This window comes from Promicromonospora sp. Populi, from assembly GCF_041081105.1.
Classification (GTDB): domain Bacteria; phylum Actinomycetota; class Actinomycetes; order Actinomycetales; family Cellulomonadaceae; genus Promicromonospora.
In genome coordinates this window covers 1,721,952-1,740,397 of sequence record NZ_CP163528.1, presented here as the reverse complement: position 1 = coordinate 1,740,397, position 18,446 = coordinate 1,721,952, and the positions used below count along the sequence as shown (strand labels likewise).

Genomic DNA, 18,446 nt, shown 5'->3' with positions numbered 1-18,446 from the left:
CATCACCAGTGCGAAAGGGATCAATGATGAACCTCCTCCGCAGACCTGACCGACGGCGCACCGCGCGCCGCTCCCGCCGGGCGCCCGCGCGCCTGGCGGCCATGCTGGTCGCCCTGGCGGTGGCCGTACCCCTCGGGGGCGCCGTCGCGCAGGCCGCGCCCGCGCAGGCCGCCGTCGGCTCCGTCGACGACGGCGTCCTGCGTGTCCTGCTGTTCTACAAGCCCAACTTCCACGCCTCCCACGTCCAGGCCCGCCAGGCCGTGCGCGACCTCGCCACGCAGCTGGGCACGGAGTACTCCCAGCCGGTCGAGATCCAGGAGACCGAGGACGCCGCCGCGTTCACCACCGAGAACCTCGCGACCAAGGACACCGTGGTGTTCGCCCAGACGGGTGGTGTGCTGTTCAACGTGGCCCAGCGCGCCGCGCTGGAGTCCTACATCCGCGGTGGTGGCGGCTACATGGGCATGCACTACGCCGGCTGGTCGGTCGGCCAGAGCGAGCACGACGTCAACCCGTTCTACGCCCGGCTCGTCGGCGCGATGTCCGAGGGCCACCCCGAGAACCCCGCCGTCCGTCCGGGCCGGGTGGTGGTCGAGGACTCCGCGCACCCGCTGACCCAGGGTCTGCCGGCCGAGTTCACGCGCAGCGACGAGTGGTACGACTGGCTGGTCAACCCGGCGCCAAACGTGCGCACCCTGCTCAATGCCGACGAGTCGTCGTACGGCGGCGGCAACAACGGCACCGACCACCCGATCACCTGGTGCCAGGAGATCGACGCCGGCCGCTCCTGGTACACCGGGATGGGGCACGAGGGCACGGCGTACGCCGAGGCCCCGATCCGCGCGCAGATGAAGAACGGCCTGGCCTACTCCTCGGGCCTGCTGCCGGCCGACTGCTCAGCCCCGGACAAGGCGGAGCAGGGCGCCTGGAGCGGGGTCACCCCCTGGCCGCTGGTCCCGATCAACGCGGCGCTGACCTCCGACGGCAAGGTCCAGTCCTTCGGCAGCGTCTCCTCGGGCTGCACCGACAACACGCCCTACGACTTCGGCGGCAACTCTTGCGTCACGCAGGGCGGCCAGATGGAGATCGACGTCTGGGATCCCGCCGAGCCGCGCACGGCCGCGAACGTCGCCGACAACGTCGTCGCGAACACCACCTACACCGACCTGTTCTGCTCGATGCAGGTACAGATGCCGCACCGGCGAGCCACGATGACCGTCGGTGGTGACGACACCCTGGGCGGCAACGCGCCCAACGACGGGTCGCTGGGTGTCACCAGCTACACGACCAACCAGGGCCTGCGCACCGAGGCCCCGATGAACTTCGCGCGCTGGTACCCCACCGGGACCACCCTTCCGGACGGCTCCGTAGTGGTGCAGGGCGGAAGCCTCGAGGGCGGCCCCGGCGGCGCCGGTGTGCTGACCCCGGAGATCTACACCCCCGACGAAGGCAGCTCCTGGAAGCTCCTGAACGGCGCCACCAGTGCGGCGGCGTACGGCGACGGCGGTGGTGTCAACGGGCCCGACGAGAACCGCTGGTGGTACCCCCGCGCGTTCGTCGCGCCCGGCAACGGCAACGTCTTCAACATCACCGGCACCCAGATGTACGAGCTCGACCCCTCCGGCGACGGCGCGGTGACCCTCCGCGGCACCCTGCCCGCCGACGTCGCGAACCAGGGCGGGCTCGGCAACCCGGTCGGCGCCACGTCGACGGCGACCATGTACCGCCCCGGCAAGATCCTGCAGGTCGGCGGCGGCTGGTGGGCCAACGGCGGCGGCCCGGCCGGCGCCGCGCCGGCTTCACCGTCGACATCACCGGCGGCACCGACGCGCCCGTGGTCGAGGCGACCGAGCCCATGCAGTACCAGCGGCACTGGGCCACCTCCACCGTGCTGCCCGACGGCGACGTGATCGTCACCGGCGGCTCCCGCGACAACAACGGCAACGGTGGCTACGTCACCACCGCCGAGATCTGGGACCCCGACACCGGCGAGTGGAGCACGGTAGACGTTCCCTACGAGCACGCCCGCCTCTACCACTCCACGGCGCTCCTCCTGCCCGACGGTCGCCTGATGGTGGGCGGCGGCGGTACGCCGGGCCCGCGCAACTACACGGACGTGGAGTTCTACTCCCCGGCGTACCTGTTCGACGGCGACGAGCCCGCGGTGCGCCCGGAGGTCACGGGCGTGCCGAAGAAGGTCGGCTACGACGGCACGTTCGACGTGCAGACCAGCAGCGCGGTCTCGCGCGTCACCCTGGTCCGCAACGGCTCGGTGACACACGGGTTCAACAACGACCAGAACTTCCAGGACCTGGCGTTCGCCCAGGACGGCGACGCCCTGACCATCGAGACCCCGGTCGACGGCACGTACGCCCCGCCCGGTGCGTACATGGTCTTCGTATTCGACGAGGACGGCACACCGTCGGTGGCCGACATAGTCCAGATCGACCCGACCGTCGAGATGGACGCCCGGGCCCCGCACCTGGTCGACCAGCTCGAGTACCCACGGATCCCCGCGGAGTGGCGCTCGGCCAACCCGCCTGCGGTCGTGGACGTCGAGCCCGGCAACGGCCGGATGTCCCCGTGGGAGGTCGACAGCGAGGTCCAGCTGGTCCGCGCCGCGGCGCCCAGCCAGGGCGGCCTCGGCGGCACCGGTTACCATCTCGGTGTGGGCAGCGCGGGCAGCCTGACCCGCAAGGTTGAGGGCCTCGACCCGGGCCGTGAGTACCGCCTCTCCCTGCGTTACGCCCGCGACAGCCGGTCCGCCGGCGCCGCACCAGGCACCGCCAACCTCTCGGTCGGTGACCTGTCGACGACCCTGACGGCGGCGACGGACCTCTCGTCGCAGAGCCGGTTCGGCAAGTACGTCGGCACCTTCGTCGCCGGCGCACGGTCGCAGGACCTGACCATCTCCGCCGGGGACTCCGGCGCGGGCGTCATGATCGACGACCTGGTGATCACCGGCTCCGACCCCGGCGCCTCCGACGTGCCGGTGCACTACGAGTTCGACGACGGCGACGGAGCCCGCGCCGCCAACACCGGCACCGACGCGTCGGTCGGCGCGGCCACCCTTACGGGCGCGACCGGGTGGAGCGAGAACGGCGTGCACGGCGGCGCCGTCGACCTCACCGGCGGAACCAACGCCAACGCGGTGGACCTGCCCGACAACCTGCTCCAGGGCGAGGAGGACTTCACCACTTCGTTCTGGGTGCGGCCCGACACCAAGGCGGACTGGATCGGCCTCTTCCACATCGGGGACGGGCTGGAGGGAGCCGGCAGCTTCTTCCAGATCCAGATGCAGACCAATGCAGCCGGTGCCACCGGGCTGGCGGCGACGTTCAAGGCCAAGGGTGCCGCCCTGCAGGAGCGGGTCTACGCCACGCCCACCCGGGACGTGGTGGCGGGCGAGTGGAACCACGTCGCGTTCACCCGGCAGGGTGCCACCGGCACGCTCTACCTCAACGGCGAGCCCATAGCGTCCCGCGACGACCTGACGATCGACATGACCGACGTCGGGCCGACGGCCAACAACTGGCTGGGACGCAACGGCTACCCGGACCCGGCCTACGACGGTCTGATGGACGACGTCCGCGTCTACTCCTCGACGCTCGGCGACGCCGACATCGCCGCGCTGTACGACGACGGCAGCGCGGTCGCCACGACCACGACGGTCACCGTCGAGCCGGGCTCCCCGTCGCCGTTCGCGGAGCCGGTCACCGTCTCGGCCGCCATCGCGGCCGATTCCGGCGGGGCTCCTGCGGGGGTAGCCGAGCTGTGGGTCGACGGGTCCCGTTTCGGCGGGCAGGTCGACGTAGCCGACGGCGCGGTGTCGTTCACCGACGTCGCGCTCTCGCCAGGCGAGCACGACCTGGAGGTTCGCTTCCTCGCCGACGACGGGTGGCGCGACTCCGCACAGACCGTGCAGCACACGGTCGAGCGGCCGCCGCCGGGCGAGGGCACACCGATCCACTACGCCTTCGACGAGGGCACGGGCACGACGGCGGCCAACACCGGCCTGGACAGTTCCGTAGGGTCGGCGACGCTCACCGGGTCGGCCGGCTGGAGCCCCGGCGGGCAGTTCGGCGCGGCGGTCAACCTGCCGGGCGGCGGTTCCGCGACGGGCAACCAGGTCGAGCTGCCCGACAACATCGAGGCGGGGATGGAGGAGGACTTCAGCGTCTCGATCTGGGCCCGCCCGGACGCGCTGCCCACCTGGGTGCCGCTGCTGCAGATCGGGAGCAGCACCGACACGTTCTTCCTGCTGCAGTCCAACACCCAGACCAGCGGGGCAACCGGTTTTGCCGCGACGTTCAAGGCGCCGGGCACCCCGGGCAGCGCCCAGGAGCGTCTGGTCCTGGGCCAGGGCAACGACCTGCCGCTGAACGAGTGGACGCACGTGGTGTTCACCCAGAGCGGTTCGGTGGGGAAGATCTACTTCGACGGCGAGCTCCAGGCCACGCGCGACGACTTCACCATCAGCATCGGGGACGTCGGGGTGGGCGGCCAGACGACGACCAACCTCATCGGCGGCACCAGCTGGCCGGACGCCCGCTGGGACGGGCTGGTCGACGACTTCCGGATGTTCGGCTACGAGCTGACCGCCGAGCAGGTGGGCGATCTGCACGCCGGGCCGGCGGCCAACACGGCCCCGGTGGGCGCCGCCGACGCCTACGGCACCGTCGAGGACGAGGGGCTGGAGATCGAGGCGCCGGGCCTCCTGGGCAACGACACCGACGTCGACGGCGACGACCTGACGGCGACCGGACTCACGCAGCCGGCCAACGGCGACGTCGTCATGCAGGCGGACGGCTCGTTCACCTACACACCCGACGCCGGGTTCTTCGGCACGGACACGTTCACCTACCGGTCGTCCGACGGCGCAGCGACGTCCGCGGCGACGACGGTGACCATCACCGTGGAGGAGGGGGAGCAGCCACCGGTCAACACGGCCCCGGAGGCGGGCAACGACGCCTACGCGGCAGTGGGCGGCCAGCCGCTGACGCTCCCGGCGCCGGGAGTCCTGGCCAACGACACCGACGCGGACGGCAACGTGCTGACCGCCACCGGGGTCACCCAGCCCGCCAACGGCACGGTCACGCTGGCGGCGGACGGGTCCTTCACCTACACCTCGGAGGACGGGTTCTCCGGCAGGGACGTCTTCACCTACCGGGCCGACGACGGTCAGGACCGCTCCGCGCCGGCCACGGTGACCATCACGGTGAAGTCACCGGCCGTGACGGCGGTGGCCGGGGTCGCCCTGCCCATCACCTACGGCACGGCGGGCACGGTCTCGGTAGCGGTGTCACCTGACACGGCCACGGGGACGGTGACACTGAGCGACGGCGGCACCGCTCTCGCGGAGGCCACCATCGCGGACGGGCGAGGAACCCTCGTCCTGCCGGCCACCTCGCTGAAGCCAGGGGTCTACGACCTGAACCTGCGCTACGGGGGCGACGTCGATCACCGGGCGTCGTCGTCGAAGGTGCGGGTAGTGGTGGAGAAGGTGGTGCCCACCATGGAGATCACCGCGAAGAAGGGGTCGGGCAAGAAGGCGATCGTCGACGTGTCCTTCAGCGCTCCGTACGAGGTCCCCGTGACGGGGGAGGTGCGGCTCGCGGTCAAGGATGGCCAGACCCTCCGCGGGACCATCGAGAACGGGCGAGCCCGGTTCGAGGTGGCCCAGCCCAAGGGGAAGGACCTGACGCTGACGGTGACCTACCTCGGCAGCGAGCTCGCGCTCGCGGCAGAGACCAGGGTGACGCTCAGGCCGAAGTAGCAGAAAGACGGCGGGAGCCCGGAATCCTCCGGGCCCCGCCGCCTTCCTTCTCTTCGAGACCTAGGTTTCTTCGCTTTGGACCCGCTCAAAGCGAAGAAACCTAGGTCTCGAAGGGGAGTCGGCCGTCAGTCGTCGGCCAGCGCGGCGACCACGCCCGCGCGGCTCTCGTCCTCGCTGGCGAGCACGCCACCGTTGGCGACGATGTCGGGGGTGATCTCTTGGAAGACCATGCGGACGTCCTGGCGGCGTGCGCCCAGGATCTCGACGGCGCTGTCCGCCACGGCCTTGGCGAAGTCGCGACGCTGCTCGACGGTGCGGCCGCGAAGCAGCTCGACGGTGATGTTGGGCATGTCTTCCCTCCGGAGATGGTCGCCCCGCACAGATATCAGTTCACGGAGGCGACCTTGATTCAGTGACGTGAACCAAGATACCAGTTCACATTCTTGACAGGGGTTCAGCAGGCTGATTTGGTGTGCGAGCCACCTCCAACGTCGGGGAGTCGTTCATGAACCGCAGGACTGTCGTGCGCCGCGTGACCCTGTCCGGGATCTCCGCAGCCGGCCTCGTGGCTCTCGGGGCGACGTCGGCGATGGCCCACGTGACGATCACGCCGTCCACCACCGCGGCGGGCGCAACGGCCGTCCTGAGCGTCGAGATCCCGCACGGCTGCGAGGAGTCCGCCACGACCGCGATTTCCATCCGGATGCCCGAGGAGGTCGTGGACGCGACCGCCTCCGGCACGGACCGCTGGGCGGTCGACCAGACCGCGGACAGCCTGACCTGGACGACCGAAGAGCCACTCCCGGACGGGGAGCACGCCGAGGTCGAGTTCTCCGTACGCCTGCCCGACGACGTCGGCGCGACGCTCGTCTTCCCGGTTGTCCAGCAGTGCGTGGAGGGCGAGGCCGCCTGGACCGAGGTCGCCGAGCACGCGGAGGGCCACGACGCGCTCGACCGGCCGGCGCCGGTCGTGGTCGTGACTGCCGGGGAACCCGAGGCGACCGGCGAACCCGAGGCGACCGGCGACCCCGAGGAGACCAGCGCTACCTCCGGCGACCCCGAGGCGCGCGACCCCCTGGTCACGTACGGTGCGGCCGGCGTCCTGGCCGCTGGCGTCCTAGCGGGCGGAGCAGCGCTCCTGTGGCGTCAACGACGCCGGTGACGCCGACCCAGGTGAAGCGCCGGGGCCCGGGAGGGCGCGCCGCGAGCTGGTTGCTCCTGTTCGCCGTCGTCTGCGCGCTCGTCCTCGGCCCGGCAGGCAGCGCCGCGGCCCACGCGACCCTCGTCAGTACCGACCCGGCAGAGGGCGCGGTGCTCGACGTCGCGCCCGAGCGGGTCACGTTCAGTTTCAACGAGTCAGTGATCGGCGTCCCGGCGGGGATCAAGGTGTTCGATGCGACCGGGACCGAGGTGGCCTCCTCAGCCTCGGTCCGTGAGTCGCAGCTCCTCGTCGACCTTGACGAGGAGGTTGCCGACGGCACGCTGGTGGTCCTGTGGCGGCTCGTGTCCGAGGACGGGCACCCGATCGGCGGCTCGCTGAGCTTCGCCGTCGGCGCTCCCAGCGACGTCGTGGACGTGCCGACGACCAGTGCGGACTCCGCCACCGACGCGCCCGTCCTGCTCGGCCTGGTCCGCGGGCTGGGCTACGTGGGCCTCCTCCTGGCCGCCGGTGTTGCGGCCTTCGCGGTCCTGTTCCTTCCCCGGGATCGCGGCGCCGACCGCTCGCGTGCCCGGCTGCGTCCGGTCGCCCGCGCGGCGGCAGGCGTCGCGGCTCTCGGCTGGCTGGCCGCCGTGCCGCTGGTCGCGCTCTACCAGCTCGGCCTGCCGGCCTCGGCGATCTTCGCGGGCTCGACCTGGTCGTCGCTCGCGCCGGCCGAGTATGCGGTCCCCGCCGTCGTGGTCTTGGGGCTCGCCCTGACAGCGTGGTCACTCCCGGCGGCGGTAGCCCCCAACCGGACGAGGGTCGCCCTCGTGCTGACCGGCTGTGTGCTGGCGGTCGCCGCGCCGGCGTTCACCGGCCACACGCGGGCCGCCACGCCCGAGGCCCTGGTGGTCGGCGTCGACGTGCTGCACCTGGCCGCGGGAGCCTTGTGGCTGGGCGGCCTGGTGGCGATCGCCCTGGTCCTCAGAGGCCTCGCGCGCGGGGATGTTGCGGGCGGGGACCTCGTACGTGGGGATGCTGCGCGCGGCGACTCCGGCGCCGTCGTGCTCGGCCGGTTCTCGACCTGGGCCGCCGGCCTGCTCGCGGTGCTCGTGGTAGCCGGGACGTTCCTGGCCTGGCGGATCGCCGGATCCTGGGACGCGCTCCTCGACTCCGGCTACGGGGCCCTGCTCCTCGTCAAGATCCTCGCCGTACTGGTCGCGATAGCGATCGCCGCGTGGAACCGGTTCTCCCTGCTGCCGCGGCTCCGCGACGCGCGCCCTGCCCGCGACGTTTCTCGTCGCCGCGGCGTTTCCCGCCTCCGCGACGCGCCCCATACCCGTGACGCTCCTCGCCTCCGCGGCGCTTCCCGTCCCCGGGACCGCGCGGTCCCGACCAAGCTGCTGGTCCGCACGGCGCTCGCGGAGGCGGGCGTGCTGGTCGTCGTCCTCTTCGTCACCGGCTTCCTGGTGGACCGGAGCCCCGAGCCTGAAGCGGCCGTCACCTCGGTAGACAGAGCGGGGGAGAGCGCCCAGGAGTCGGTGCAGCTGGACGACATCTCGGCGGAGGTCACCCTGGCCCCGCTGAGAGTCGGCCCGGCCACCCTCACCATCACGATGACCGACCAGGCCGGGGAGCCCGCCGAGGGTTACGAGGCCCCGCAGCTCAGCCTGACGACGGGCGACGTGGACCTCGGAGCGGTGGAGGTCAACTCGCTCGGTCCGGGCGTCTACGCCGGCGACGTCGTGCTGCCGACCACGGGAGAGTGGGAGGTGCAGGTGTCGCTGCGCACCACGGAGTTCGACAACCCGGTGGCCACGGCGACGTTCCGGGTGCCCTGACGGGTTCAGGACGGCGCGATCGTCGACACTGGTCATCATGGCGAAAACGAGTGCTGGGCTCCTGCTCTACCGAACCCTGCCCGACGGCGGGCTCGAGGTGCTGCTCGGCCACATGGGCGGGCCGTTCTGGGCCCGCAAGGACGCTGGAGCGTGGACGCTGCTCAAGGGCGAGCTCGAACCCGGCGAGGAGCCACACGCCGCAGCGCTGCGTGAGGCCGGAGAGGAGCTCGGGCTGGAGCTACCTACGTCGGCCGCGCCGGACGTCGAGCTCGGTGAGGTACGTCAGCGCACGGGCAAGCTGGTCGTCGCCTGGGCGCGCGAGTGGCCTCATCCCTGGACCGACCTGGCGGAGGCGCGGAGCAACACTGTCGAGATCGAGTGGCCGCCGCGGTCAGGGAAACGCATCGAGATCCCGGAGATCGACCGCGTCGCCTGGTTCGGACCGGACGAGGCAAGCCGTCTCGTCGTCAGCGCGCAGGCGGTGTTCGTCGATCGGCTGGCGGAGGCCTTGGCGAGGTGAGCCGTGGCGCTTAGGTGATGACCGGGTTCTAAGCCCAGGCGAGGTCGGCCCGGCGTGGCCGTCGGGACGGTCGGCGCCCAGGGCCCCGGTCTCGGCGGGGCCGGTAGGCGATGGCGCCGTGGGCAGGCGTCGTCCGACAGCCGATGGAGTATCTGCTGCGTGACGCGCGAGCGCCGGGTTCGCCCATGCCGACGGCCGGGGTCCACTCGGGTACGGGTTGCCTGCCCGGGTCTTGGACCGGTTCTCGCGGGGGCTCGGCCGGTTCCCGCACGGGCGCAGCCGGTTCCCGCACGGGCGCAGCCGGTTCCCGCACGGGCGCAGCCGGTTCTCGCACGGGCTCGGGCGGTCGGGGCGCGACCGATGTGTAGGTGTGGCCCGTTGGCGTGACCGTCTCCACGGCCTGCCGACCCTCGACATCCGTCGCTTTCTGCGTCCAGTCGGGTGCTTGTTTTGCGTGGTTGCAGCGGGCGCACAGGCCTTGCCCGTTGTCGAGGCTGGTTGCGCCGCCCTGGGTGTGTGGGATGACGTGGTCGATGTGTCGCACGGGTGCGTCGCACCAGGAGGTGGCGCAGATGCCCTGTTCGCGGGCGCGCAGCAGCGCGGCCAGGCCTTGCGGGTGGAACCGTGAGGTTGATGTGGTGGCTAGCAGCCGGCCGTTCGGGTCGACGTAGATCGCGCGCAGCCATGCCGCGTCGGCGTCGATCGCGTGCGCGACCAGGTTCCGCACCACCGGGGCCGGAACGGTACCTGCCCCGGCGGGCATGCCCTCCACGATGACACCGGGTTGCTCGCCGGACCGGTTCCTGCCGGGCTGGTCACCGCCGGGCTGGTTCCTGCCGGGCTGGTTCCTGTTGGGCTGGTTGCTGTGGGGCTGGTGCTCGCCGGCCAGGAGCGCCTGGTCGGAGACGAGGAGGTTGATCGTGACCGGGACCTCGTCGGCGTGTCCGGGTTCGCGGCCGGTGACCCGCTCGATCAGGGTGTCCGCCATGATCTGCCCCGTGCCGCGCTCGTCACCCGTCGCCTTGGTCGCATCCGCGTGTGCCTTGAGCTGGGCGTACGCCTGGATGCCCTGCTGCATGGGCACCAGCGCGGTCAGGTACACCATGAGGTCCGGGGCGGGACGCACCGAGACCCGCCGCTGCGATACGGCTCGCGCGTTGCGCTTCACGCACGCGTGCACATCGAGCTGGGCGGCCAGCTCCTTGATCCGGGCGACCAGCCGCCGGGTGCCCATCCGGGCCAGCACGGCCAGGTTCGCCGGGCCGCAGACCTCCTCATCGATCCGCGCCCGGTGCTCCGTCGAGAGATGCGAGGTCTCGCGCACCAGCAGGGTCGCGCGCCACTGGGACAGCACCCCGGTGCGCAGGGCGTCGAACGTGTGCGGCATCTCGGTCAGCCAGACCCGGGCGGTACCCAGGAACGAGGTACCCGCATGCGGACTGCACCGCATCGCCAAACCCACCTGGCTCGGCACACCACGACCACGCCGCTCGGCACGAATGCTCTGCTCAGCCTCGTCGGACTTCGTAGCCACCTCCAGCGCCACAGCCAGCCGCGCCTGCGTCGCCGTCGCAGCATTCTTCACCGCCTCCAGCTCACCCAGCAGATCCACCCACTCGGCCTGCACCTGCCTCGACACGGAGGACGTTGTGTCGGTACCGCCTGGCAGGATCATCCCCGCCAGCACCTGGCGCATCGCCCGCACCCCTGCGACGTCGACGACCCCGCGGAATGCTGCACTACCGCCGGGCAGCACCGACTCGGCAGGCTCGTCGCCTGCCCTAGTCGTCGCTACACCCGTTCGCGTCATGACATCAATCTATCGCACACACGTTCGTATCGCTCGTCGAACCAGTTCTGTCTGCCACGAGCAGAATCGACGGTCGCCGCCGGCTGGACCCGCCGGCTGGACCCACCGACTGGCCAAGGCGCTTCGGCGATTGCCATGCGGCGACGGATCCATCCGGCCTCGCACATGGTTGACGCCCGGCTGCCGACCTGCCATGGTGTGAGAGCGCTCCCACGGTCTGGCCGGCAGGCGCGCGCAAGTCTCCCTCACCACCCCTCGAAGACGCGGGAACGACGTGAGCCGAACACCCCAATGACGGGGCGGTTCAGAGAGGACGACGATGTTCCATCCCTTTGCCAGCACAGGTTCTACGGAGCGACTAGGCCGGGAGCGGCGTGCGCGAATCGCCGTCCTCACAGCGGTCGTGCTCGTCGCCTCCACGATCACCGCCATTCCATCCGTGGCGGCCGACCCGATACCCGAGGGGGCCGGGAGCTATACGACCGATCAGGTCGGCCCAGCACCCGAGGGGTGCGCCCCGCTCGCAACCGATGCTCGCGCGTACATCACCGACTCGGCGCCGCAAGGGGCCGTGCCGACGAACGACTGGTGGTCGTCGCTGAGCTTCAAGAAGTTCGACTGCTCGATGAGCGAGCCACTCCACGCGCACCCCGTGTCGTACAAACCGACGCCGGGTGGCCTCGGCCTTTCCTACACGCAGCAGCCCACCCTCTACGGGACACCCGGCGGGATCGGGGAGTTCCACTACCCGTACAGCCAGGACCTCGTCGTCGGGGTCGCGGGACTGAACGCCTCCGTCGCCGAGGTCGCGGACTGGAGCGACTGGACCGTCACCCCGTCGTGGAGCGACGGGGCACGCTCCATGACGGCGACGATCGGGCACGGTCTACCCATGACCTGGTTCGAGATGGCGGGTGGGGACGCGCTCCTCACCGGCGGGTCGGACCTGCGCGTGTGGCTCCGCGACGGCGCCCGCATCGGCTTCAGCACGGGCGGCGCCGACTACGTCGCGTTCGCGCCGACCGGATCGTCCTGGACGACGTCGGGCAGCGTGTTGCGCAGCAACCTGAATGGCAGGGGCTATCTCTCCGTCGCCGCCCTTCCCACGACCCCGGCGGACAACGACGCGGCGCGCACCGCCCAGGCGAACTCGTTCACGCCGTATGCCTATGTCGAGGTGACCGGGACCCGCGCCGATTACGTCTACGACGAGGCGACGAGCATCGTCCGTACGACGTACTCGTTCGAGACCGAGGCGCACGAGGGCACAAACGAGGGCACGATCGTCGCGCTCTACCCGCATCAAGAGGTGTACCTCGAGGGGTCAGCCGGCGACGGACCGGGCGACGGCGCAGCCGGCAACCGCGACTACGTGTCGGCACGCGGCGCGATGACCACGCTGATCGGAGCGACGTCGTTCACGACCGACACCCCGTTCACCGGTGTGCTGCCGGAGGTCCCCTCGGTAGCTACCGCGGACGGCGACGCGAACGCGCGGCTTGATGCCCTTCTGGACGCCGAGGCCGGTGACCCGATGAGCATCGACGCCGCCGACACCTACTGGACCGGCAAGGCGCTCGGCCGCGCGGTGCGCATCGCGGAGATCGCGGACCAGCTCGACCGCACGGGCGTCCGCGACACGGCGCTCGCACAGATCGAGGCCGCGCTCACGGACTGGTTCACAGCGAGCCCCGGCGAGACGGAGCAGGTGTTCGCCTACAACCAGAACTGGGGCACCCTGGTGGGCTTCCCCGCCGCGTACGGGTCGGACAGAGAGCTGAACGACCATCACTTCCACTACGGGTACTTCATCCTCGCGGCCGCCACTCTGGCGCGATTCGATCCGGCCTGGGCCACCGACCAGCAGTTCGGCGGCATGGTCGACCAGCTGATCGCGGACGCGAACAACTTCGACCGCACCGACACGCGCTACCCGTACCTGCGGGACTTCGACATCTACGCCGGCCACGACTGGGCGGCCGGCCACGGCGCCTTCGTCAACGGCAACAACCAGGAGTCGAGCTCGGAGGGCCAGAACTTCGCGAACGGCCTCATCCAGTGGGGTGTGGCCACCGGCGACGACGCCGCTCGTGACGCCGGGATCTACCTCTACGCCACGCAGACTGCGGCGATCCAGCAGTACTGGTTCGACGGGTCCGGCGCGATGCCCGATGCATTCGGCCACTCCACCGTGGGCATGATCTGGGGCAGCGGCGGCGCCTACGCGACCTGGTTCAGCGGCGAGGCCGAGATGATCCAGGGCATCAACACCCTGCCGGTCACGGGCGGCCACCTCTACCTGGGCCTGCGCCCCGACGACGTGGTCGCCAACTACGACGAGATGGTCGACGTCAACAACGGCAACCCGACCGTCTGGCAGGACATCCTGTGGTCCTACCTAGCGCTCGGCGACGGCGACCGGGCGCTCGCCGCCCTCGACGCCGACCGCCAGTACCCGGTGGAGGAGGGCGAGAGCCGCGCGCACACCTATCACTGGATCGCCAACATCGCCGCGCTGGGCACCCTCGACTCGACGGTGACCGCCGACTCTCCCGTGGCCGCCGTGTTCACGAAGAACGGGGAGCGCACCTACGTAGCCTCGAACATCACGCGGTCGCCCCTCACGGTCCGGTTCTCGGACGGAACCTCGCTCGCGGTGCCGGTCGGTAGGACCGTCACCTCGGGTGCGCATACGTGGAGCGGGGGCGGTGCGCCGAGCGGCCCCGAAGACCCGACGGACCCGACCGATCCACCCGATCCCGTTTCGACGACGTTCTACCTGACCGCGGGCGGCGCCCTGACCCCTGCCCCCGGTTCTGCGGCCACGGCAGTGCTGGGCGCGCGTTCGGGACCTGACGCGGTCGGCGACCCGAGCACCGGGCTCACCGCCACCGTCGAGCACGTCACTGGCGAGTTCGGCGGCCTGCGCACGGCGTTCGATCTCGGCCTGGACGCAGGAACGAACGTCGGCAACGGCACGCGCCTGCGCGTCTCTTACGACCTCGACGGCAACGGTTCCTTCGACCGGGTGGAGACATACCGCTACTTCGCCACGGATCCGGTGCCCGGCTTCGAGCGCTACACCTCCACGAACAACGCGCTGGAGAGCTCCGCGGGCACCCTCGGTGACATCACCAACGGCACGATCAAGGTGGAGGTCTGGAACGTGCTCGGCAACGCGACCTCCCTCCTGAACCTCGCGAACTCCGTGCTGGAGGTGCCGTTCGGGCCGTCGGCGGTGAGCTGACGAGCACCTCGGGACGTCCGGGCGCTAGGCCCGGCATGTTCAGTGGGCTGGGGAGGATGTTGCCCCGACCTCCAGAACATGCCGGGCCAGGGCGTCGAGCACGGTTAGCCCGTCGGCCGAGAGCACCGACTCCAGGTGCCCCTGGACCGACGCGACACGGGGGCCGCGCAGCGCCGTGAGCACGCCGTCCGTGTCCACTGACGGTTCCAGGGCGAGCCGTGCCACGGGGTTGTCGGCGTCGGCCGCAGTAATGGTCGTGAGCTGCGCGCCGAAGGTGTTGTAGTAGCCGACGGCGGCGGTGGTGCCGAACACGTCGGCGTCGAGCCGCACACCCTGACGCGGAGTGGGCAGCGCGCGGAGCGGGAAGCCCGCGAGCCCGGCGAGCACCTGGTGGCTGAGGCAGACCGCGAGCAGCGGCCGGCCCGCGGTCACCCGCTCGTGGATCCGCCGGGTGATGGCGGCGATGCGCGGGTCCTCGTGGTCGCGCGGGTCGCCTGGTCCCGGTCCGAGGACGACGAGGTCGTCCGCAAGGACATCGTCGACGGCGTCCCACCGGACCACGCGGGCGTTCATGCCCAGATGGCGCAGCTGGTGGGCGAGCATGTTCGTGAACTGGTCCTCATGGTCGATCACGAGGACGTTCCGCCCGGTCAGCGGCGAGGCCTCGGCCTCCTGCGGACGGACCCAGAACTCCGCGAGCTGGCCGTTACGCGCGGCCAGCGCCTCGGCGACGCCGGGCTGCGCATTCAGGTCGACGACGGCGTCGGGGCCGGCGCCACGCGGCACCAGCCCGAGCGAGGCGAGCACCCCCGCCGCCTTCGCTCGCGTCTCCGCGACCTCGTGCTCTGGCACCGAGTGGCGCACGAGGGTCGCTCCGGCCGGGACGGACACCCGCCCGCCGTCGTGCAGATAAGCCGTGCGGATGAGGATCGGGGCGTCGAGCGAATAGCTCGCGCCGTCGGGCTCGAAAAGGGCGAGGAAACCCGAGTAGTAGCCGCGCGGGCGGGTCTCGTGACGGGCGATGACCGTGCAGGCGTTCTCCATGGGGGACCCGGTCACGGTGGGCGCGAACATTGTCAGGCGCAACGCCTCGCGCGGGTCGAGCGTGGTGCGGCCCTCCAGGAGGTACTCGGTGTGGCTGAGGCGGGCCATCTGCTTGAGGTACGGGCCGACGATGCGCCCGCCGTCGGGGCACAGGGCGCTCATCATCTTCATCTCCTCGTCGACCACCATGAAGAGCTCCTCGTTCTCCTTGATGTCGCTCAGGAAGTCGAGGACGCCGTCGCGCGTGGGGCCCGACGCCGGGTGGCGATAGGTGCCGCTGATCGGGTTCATCCGGGCCACGCCGTCGTGCACGGTCAGGTGCCGCTCGGGAGTGGCACCGGCCAGAGACAGCGGCTCCCCGGCCGGCCCGGCGCTCGCCGAAGGCGCCGGGGCGTGCACCGCGAAGGTCCAGTACGAGCCGATCTCGTGCGTGAGCAGGGCACGGAACCACGAGGTCAGCGTGGGAACGGGCGCGGCTTCGGTCCGGGCCTCGAAGCGGCGCATCACTACGAAGTTGGCCCCGGCGCCCTGACCGATCTCGTCGTCGATGACGCGGCGCACGGTGCCCGCGTACTCGTCGTCGGGAATGTCGAAGCCGAGCGGCTCGGCGGCGACGGGCTCGGGCGGGAGCGCCGCGACGGCGTCGGACAGCGGGACCCGCTCCGACTCGCGCACGACTATGCAGCGGAGGGGAACGCCGTCGTCGTGCACGGTGAAACCGCGCTCGCGCGCCTGACGGAACGGGACGACGGCGAGCACCGGGGCGCCGTCGAGCGGGATGTCGCGCAGCAGGTCGGCGTCGACGACGTCGCCGACAAGTACCTCGACCTCGGTGTCACCCTCGCGGCGCAGGAGCGCGAACGGGAGCGATCCGTCGGAGGCCAGGACCCGGTCGAGGAGGGGATGGCTGGTGGGTGTTGAGGCGAAGGCGGAGCTGGGGACGGCGGACATGGGAGCCTCTCGGTTCGGGGTGCCCGCCCCGGACCGAAAGTCTCGTGACAACACGAAACGACCGCCTCGGGGCGAGGCGGTCGTGGACGTGTGAATGGATGCGTCGCGAGCCCGCCTACTCGGCGGGCCACCAGTCCAGGCAGATCAGGTGCGACGTCATGGCCGGAACGTTAGCCGGGTCGGGGCGGGGTGTCCACAGGTCGGTGAGATCACTCACCGGATCGCACCGACAAGCACCGTGCCAGACTCGGAGCGTCGATGCGGCGTCCGCTCGGCACCTTCACGATCAGCTGGTCCTGAGAGGACGATCCCATGCTCCCGCACGTCAACATCGGCAAGCAGTTCGCTGACCCCTACAAGGCCTTCGTGGCCTTCGGCAAGCAGGTCGACGCGGCCGGGACGTCCGCGGGCCTGCCGGCGATCCTGATTGAGCTGATCAAGATCCGGGTGTCACAGCTCAACGGCTGTGCGTACTGCCTTCGGATGCACACCCGCGACGCCGTCGCCGCGGGCGAGACGACCGATCGGCTCGCGGTGCTCCCGGCATGGTGGGAGTCGCAGTACTTCACGGATCAGGAACAGGCGGCGCTGACCCTGGCGGAGCGGGTCACCCGGATCGCGGACGAGCACACTGCGCCGGCGCCCCAGATCGACATCGAGGCTGTGCTCTCCGCACCGCAGATCGCGGCCGTGACCTGGCTCGCGGTCGCGTACAACGGCTGGAACCGGATCGCTGTCGCTAGCCATTACCCGGTGGGGCCCTGACTGATCGGTTCTGCAGCAGGCCCGTTGGGGCCCCGCCGACGACGGCGCCTGAGCAGTAGTCTCCCGTCCTATGTCATACAGCGAGGTCTCAGCGACCGGTGCTCAGGGCGCCGGGGCGATCGCGGAGCGGGTAGTCATCACCGGTGAGCAGCGGCCGCTGGCAGGGTCCGGGGTCGAGTGGCACCACTTCCCGGACAAAGCCTCCGCGCTGTATGTGATCGATCCCGAGCTGCGGGGCAGCCGCTTGGGGGCGGTGCACGAGCGGATCGCCTCCGCGCAGGCGGCCCGAAGGTCTGCGCTTCGGGTCCAGGATCGTTGGATCGCGATCGCAGTCATCTCGGTCTTTGTGGGGCTGAGCCTGGTCGGTCAAAGCCTGTTCGCGCCGATAGCTGACGGGCAACGATGGTACGGGTCGATCATCGGGGTCGCGCTGGCCGGGTTTGGAGTAGGAGCCTGGCGTCTCGGTAGCCGAGCCGGCGAGCGGGCCACGAATGCCCTCGGAGAATTCAGGGAGCAAAGTCCAACGGTCCGACGGATCATGCTCGACGACGACGGAAACGACGTGGATACCCCAGATACGGTGTATGACGTCATCACCTTTCTCGACGCGGCCGCGAGGGACACGTCGCGACCGGCTCAGCGCGAGGCACTGGACCTCCTGTGGCGTTACGTCGGACTGATCTGGGAGGTCGACAAGGAGATGCGCGAGCTGCGCGAACGAGGTGACGACGTCGGTGATGGTGACACCGCCGAGTCCGCTCGGGTCGACGACATGTTCGAGCAGATCACCAAGATCGAAGAGAGCTTCAACGCGCGAGTGGCTGAGGTGTTTGGCTGAGGGGTCGTGGAATTGATGCGGGCCGACGCCTCGTCATCGGGCACGATGACGCCCATGAACACCGTGACGTTGTGGCGGCCGACCGGCCCAGCCGAGCTGGCGCTGGTCGAGGAGTCGGGCTGGACGGCGTGGCCGCCGCGCCTGGCCGATCAGCCGATCTTCTATCCGGTGCTCAACGAGGACTACGCGACCAGGATCGCGCGGGACTGGAACGTCAAGGCATCCGGGGTGGGCTTCGTGACCCGGTTCGAGATCGAGAAGGTGTTCCTCGACTGGTACGACGTCCAGCAGGCGGGCGGGCAGACCATTCTGGAGTACTGGATCCCTGCCGAGGACCTGGAGGAGTTCAACCGACACATCGTCGGCAAGATCGAGGTCGTTGCTGAGTTTCGGTGAGCCTCTATCTGGTGCGGCACGGTCGACCGGCTGCCGACCCGTCTGTGCCCGCCTCGGAGTGGGCGTTGGATCCTGGGCGTGGGCACGAGATCGTTGCGCTCCGCGCCAAGGGGCCAC

The 18,446-nt window shown here is 70.6% G+C and carries 12 protein-coding genes; 9 read left to right on the top strand and 3 right to left on the bottom strand.

Annotation, left to right across the window (positions count from 1 at the left end; translation table 11 throughout):
- Positions 1 to 26 precede the first annotated feature (26 nt).
- Positions 27 to 1,910 (top strand): ThuA domain-containing protein, encoded by a 1,884-nt coding sequence (locus AB1046_RS07780; RefSeq protein ID WP_369374011.1) that lies wholly within the window; start codon positions 27 to 29, stop codon positions 1,908 to 1,910.
- Positions 1,856 to 5,776, top strand: a complete 3,921-nt coding sequence (locus AB1046_RS07775) for a LamG-like jellyroll fold domain-containing protein (RefSeq protein ID WP_369375623.1) — start codon at positions 1,856 to 1,858, stop codon at positions 5,774 to 5,776. Before AB1046_RS07780 ends, AB1046_RS07775 begins: the two co-directional genes overlap by 55 nt.
- 125 nt (positions 5,777 to 5,901) lie before the next feature.
- Here the strand turns inward: AB1046_RS07775 and AB1046_RS07770 are convergent, their stop codons facing one another.
- Positions 5,902 to 6,126 (bottom strand): 4-oxalocrotonate tautomerase family protein, encoded by a 225-nt coding sequence (locus tag AB1046_RS07770; protein ID WP_369374009.1) that lies wholly within the window; start codon positions 6,124 to 6,126, stop codon positions 5,902 to 5,904.
- Positions 6,127 to 6,281: 155 nt separating this feature from the next.
- Here AB1046_RS07770 and AB1046_RS07765 point away from each other — a divergent pair, with 155 nt between their 5' ends.
- From AB1046_RS07765 to AB1046_RS07755, 3 genes are read left to right on the top strand one after another with little or no spacing between them, the layout of a single operon-like run.
- Complete coding sequence (locus tag AB1046_RS07765; protein ID WP_369374007.1) at positions 6,282 to 6,938, top strand: YcnI family protein; 657 nt, start codon at positions 6,282 to 6,284, stop codon at positions 6,936 to 6,938.
- On the top strand, positions 6,917 to 8,758 hold the full coding sequence (locus AB1046_RS07760) for a copper resistance protein CopC (protein ID WP_369374005.1): 1,842 nt from the start codon (positions 6,917 to 6,919) through the stop codon (positions 8,756 to 8,758). Before AB1046_RS07765 ends, AB1046_RS07760 begins: the two co-directional genes overlap by 22 nt.
- 37 nt (positions 8,759 to 8,795) lie before the next feature.
- On the top strand, positions 8,796 to 9,278 hold the full coding sequence (locus AB1046_RS07755; RefSeq protein WP_369374003.1) for an NUDIX domain-containing protein: 483 nt from the start codon (positions 8,796 to 8,798) through the stop codon (positions 9,276 to 9,278).
- Positions 9,279 to 9,306: 28 nt separating this feature from the next.
- Here the strand turns inward: AB1046_RS07755 and AB1046_RS07750 are convergent, their stop codons facing one another.
- The gene (locus tag AB1046_RS07750) at positions 9,307 to 10,953 is read right to left on the bottom strand and encodes a DUF222 domain-containing protein (protein WP_369375621.1); all 1,647 of its coding nucleotides are present in this window, start codon (positions 10,951 to 10,953) and stop codon (positions 9,307 to 9,309) included.
- A 454-nt stretch (positions 10,954 to 11,407) separates the two neighbouring features.
- On the opposite strand from AB1046_RS07750, the gene AB1046_RS07745 reads away from it, so the two are divergent.
- Positions 11,408 to 14,335 (top strand): glycosyl hydrolase, encoded by a 2,928-nt coding sequence (locus tag AB1046_RS07745; RefSeq protein ID WP_369374001.1) that lies wholly within the window; start codon positions 11,408 to 11,410, stop codon positions 14,333 to 14,335.
- A gap of 39 nt (positions 14,336 to 14,374) precedes the next feature.
- Here AB1046_RS07745 and AB1046_RS07740 read toward each other — a convergent pair whose 3' ends face one another.
- Positions 14,375 to 16,330 (bottom strand): chorismate-binding protein, encoded by a 1,956-nt coding sequence (locus AB1046_RS07740; protein ID WP_369373999.1) that lies wholly within the window; start codon positions 16,328 to 16,330, stop codon positions 14,375 to 14,377.
- Positions 16,331 to 16,642: 312 nt separating this feature from the next.
- On the opposite strand from AB1046_RS07740, the gene AB1046_RS07735 reads away from it, so the two are divergent.
- The 3 genes from AB1046_RS07735 to AB1046_RS07725 all read left to right on the top strand — a co-directional run bounded on the left by AB1046_RS07735 (position 16,643) and on the right by AB1046_RS07725 (position 18,329).
- Positions 16,643 to 17,095 (top strand): carboxymuconolactone decarboxylase family protein, encoded by a 453-nt coding sequence (locus tag AB1046_RS07735; protein ID WP_369373997.1) that lies wholly within the window; start codon positions 16,643 to 16,645, stop codon positions 17,093 to 17,095.
- Positions 17,096 to 17,309: 214 nt separating this feature from the next.
- Positions 17,310 to 17,933, top strand: a complete 624-nt coding sequence (locus AB1046_RS07730; RefSeq protein WP_369373995.1) for a hypothetical protein — start codon at positions 17,310 to 17,312, stop codon at positions 17,931 to 17,933.
- Between the two features lie 54 nt (positions 17,934 to 17,987).
- A complete protein-coding gene (locus AB1046_RS07725) occupies positions 17,988 to 18,329 on the top strand; it encodes a hypothetical protein (RefSeq protein ID WP_369373993.1) in 342 nt (113 codons plus the stop codon).
- The last annotated feature ends 117 nt before the right edge of the window (positions 18,330 to 18,446 follow it).

Coding starts and splice junctions, on each gene's coding strand:
- AB1046_RS07780 (WP_369374011.1), top strand. CDS start 27: ATGAACCTCCTCCGCAGACCTGACCGACGGCGCACCGCGCGCCGCTCC.
- AB1046_RS07775 (WP_369375623.1), top strand. CDS start 1,856: ATGCAGTACCAGCGGCACTGGGCCACCTCCACCGTGCTGCCCGACGGC.
- AB1046_RS07770 (WP_369374009.1), bottom strand. CDS start 6,126: ATGCCCAACATCACCGTCGAGCTGCTTCGCGGCCGCACCGTCGAGCAG.
- AB1046_RS07765 (WP_369374007.1), top strand. CDS start 6,282: ATGAACCGCAGGACTGTCGTGCGCCGCGTGACCCTGTCCGGGATCTCC.
- AB1046_RS07755 (WP_369374003.1), top strand. CDS start 8,796: ATGGCGAAAACGAGTGCTGGGCTCCTGCTCTACCGAACCCTGCCCGAC.
- AB1046_RS07750 (WP_369375621.1), bottom strand. CDS start 10,953: ATGATCCTGCCAGGCGGTACCGACACAACGTCCTCCGTGTCGAGGCAG.
- AB1046_RS07745 (WP_369374001.1), top strand. CDS start 11,408: ATGTTCCATCCCTTTGCCAGCACAGGTTCTACGGAGCGACTAGGCCGG.
- AB1046_RS07740 (WP_369373999.1), bottom strand. CDS start 16,330: ATGTCCGCCGTCCCCAGCTCCGCCTTCGCCTCAACACCCACCAGCCAT.
- AB1046_RS07735 (WP_369373997.1), top strand. CDS start 16,643: ATGCTCCCGCACGTCAACATCGGCAAGCAGTTCGCTGACCCCTACAAG.
- AB1046_RS07725 (WP_369373993.1), top strand. CDS start 17,988: ATGAACACCGTGACGTTGTGGCGGCCGACCGGCCCAGCCGAGCTGGCG.